This window comes from Roseobacter weihaiensis (assembly GCF_020622345.1).
GTDB lineage: Bacteria > Pseudomonadota > Alphaproteobacteria > Rhodobacterales > Rhodobacteraceae > Roseobacter > Roseobacter weihaiensis.
In genome coordinates this window covers 1-1,369 of sequence record NZ_JACNMO010000074.1, presented here as the reverse complement: position 1 = coordinate 1,369, position 1,369 = coordinate 1, and the positions used below count along the sequence as shown (strand labels likewise).

1 protein-coding gene is annotated in these 1,369 nt (G+C 54.2%); it reads right to left on the bottom strand.

Annotation, left to right across the window (positions count from 1 at the left end):
* Nucleotides 1–274 precede the first annotated feature (274 nt).
* Complete coding sequence (locus H7847_RS26550) at nt 275–1,297, bottom strand: IS110 family RNA-guided transposase (protein ID WP_227272726.1); 1,023 nt, start codon at nt 1,295–1,297, stop codon at nt 275–277.
* Between the last annotated feature and the right edge of the window lie 72 nt (nt 1,298–1,369).

Below are 1,369 nucleotides of genomic sequence, written 5' to 3'. Positions count from 1 at the left end.
TATATGGACCCCGCCTTATTGCAACGGTTTTGGTTGGTCTGGTTCAGGATCACGATTGCTGACGTATATCCGGCTTCTGTGAGCGGCCCGATATATCGTCACCGCGAGCCCCGATGGATTTCCGCTTGCTTCCCCCTCATTGGCTCCAAGGCATCAACTTTGCTGTGCCGATCCACACACCAGGTTCAAGAAGCTACGGTTCGTGTCGTTGTCACCATCCCTTGCCAAATTGCTGCAATATTCAGGTAGTCTCTCTTTGGTTTCCAACGCCCCTTTAAGCGGTGAAGGCCATTTGATACTCGGTGCGACCTGACAAGACTGCCCAAACGATCCTTGCGTTTTTGTTGGCAAGCGCGACGGCCACCACATTAGGATGCCGCCGATCGCGCATCCGTTCGATCCACAGGCTTCTGGCATCGGTTTTCCCACCCGCTTTCCTCAGAACAGCGCGAGCACCGTGGATCAACAGGGTGCGCAAATATCGGTCTCCTCGTTTGCTGATTCCAAACAGGCGGGACTTGCCGCCACTGGATCGCTGCTTGGGCACGAGCCCAAGCCAAGCGGCAAACTGTCGTCCGTTCTTGAAGCATGTCCGATCACCAACAGCGGCTACCAGCGCAGTCGCCGTTATTGGCCCGATCCCCTCAATCTTACCAATACGTTGGCACATCTCGTTGGACCGAAAGAGCTCTCGGATGCGCTTTGTGTAAACTGCGATGCGCTGATCCAATTCGCTGAGTTCTTCGCGCACGTCGCAGGCCAAATCCACAAGCATCGCGCCCAGCATGTGATCAACGCCATCGGCGATCTGCGTCAATGCTTGCCGGATCCTAGAGATGTCTCGGGCGACGACCAAACCATGCTCGACCAACAGTCCTCGGATTTGGTTCACCAACCTGGTTCTATTTGCCACCAATCTTTGACGGATACGATGAACGGCCTGAATTTCGAGCTGTTCCGCAGTTTTGACCGGCACGAACCGCATGGACGGTCTGCCGATAGCTTCGCAAATCGCTTCGGCATCGTTGCGGTCGTTCTTGTTGGATTTAACATAGGGCGTCACAAACTGTGGTGAGATCAGGCGAACTTCATGCCCGAGATCTGCAAAGACCTTTGCCCAGTAATGCGATCCGCTACAGGCCTCCATACCAATTATGCAGGGCGCTGAATCGGCAAAGAATTGGGTGACTGCATGACGTCGCAGTGTCTTTTTCAAAACCGCTTTGTCTTGAGCATCTACACCGCAGACCTCAAAGATGGTCTTCGCCAAGTCCAAACCAATACGCACAATTTCCATGATATGTCTCCTTGCTTTGCAAAGGCGCAATCGTCGCCGCTTGAGGGCGGCGGGGTCCATACCATTGGCTCC